The sequence below is a fragment of the Nocardioides sp. CPCC 206348 genome, assembly GCF_048654705.1.
In the GTDB taxonomy this organism is placed as follows: Bacteria; Actinomycetota; Actinomycetes; order Propionibacteriales; family Nocardioidaceae; genus Nocardioides.
Genome location: NZ_JBMCZA010000100.1, coordinates 1 through 931, shown reverse-complemented (window position 1 = coordinate 931; position 931 = coordinate 1). Strand labels below are relative to the sequence as shown.

Genomic DNA, 931 nt, shown 5'->3' with positions numbered 1-931 from the left:
CGACCTCTTCGCCGTCGCCGACCGGGTGATCGCCTTCGACTTCGGCCAGATGGTCGCCGAGGGACCGCCGTCCACGATCCTCCAGGAGCCCGTCGTACGCAGCTCGTACCTCGGTGAGCTGGACCTCGAGGTGCCGGCACTCGCTGTCGAGCACGGTGGCAGCACGGTGCTCGCCGCGACGGCCGTGTCGCACCAGTACGGCGGTGTCCACGCCCTGCGCGACATCGACCTGACGGTCACCAAGGGCGCGGTCGTCGGCGTCGTCGGCACCAACGGCGCAGGCAAGAGCACGCTCGGCCGGATCCTGCACGGCTCGTTGAAGCCGAGCTCCGGGTCGCGGGAGTCGAGCCTGCGGGTCAGCCTCGTGCCCGAGGGTCGCGCGCTCTTCAAGACCCTGTCGGTGCGCGAGAACCTCGAGGTGGCGGCGTACGCGAGCGGCGTCAGCCGCAGCCGGATGCGCACCCGCCTCGAGGAGCTGACGGCCTGGCTGCCCGAGCGGGTCGCGACCCGGATGGAGATCTCCGCGGGTGCGCTGTCCGGTGGCGAGCAGCAGCTGGTGGCGATCGCGCGTGCGCTGATGGCCGATCCGGAGGTGCTGATCCTCGACGAGCCGGCCCTCGGGTTGTCGCCGGTGATGGTCAAGGAAGTCTTCTCGCAGCTCAACGCGCTGGCCCGCGAGGGCATCACCACGGTGATCCTCGACCAGTCGTTGAACCGTGCCCTCAACACCTGCACGGAGGTGATCGTGCTGCGCCAGGGCGAGGTCGTCGCCCGCGGCAACGCCGGCATCGACGGCTTCGCCGCGCTCGCCGAGGAGGCCTACTTCGGTCAGCCGCAGGAGAGCGTGCTGGAGGAGAGCCGGTGAGCGCCCAGAGCTTCGTGCAGACCTTCGTGCAGCCCTGGCCCGAGGCCGACGCGTCGGTGCTGGCGC

Annotated in this window: 1 protein-coding gene; it reads left to right on the top strand. The window is 70.9% G+C overall.

The window, feature by feature from the left end; all coding sequences use genetic code 11:
• Positions 1-865: ABC transporter ATP-binding protein (locus tag ACOADB_RS05085; RefSeq protein ID WP_378596857.1), on the top strand; the 865-nt coding region annotated here is incomplete at its 5' end.
• Positions 866-931 lie beyond the last annotated feature (66 nt).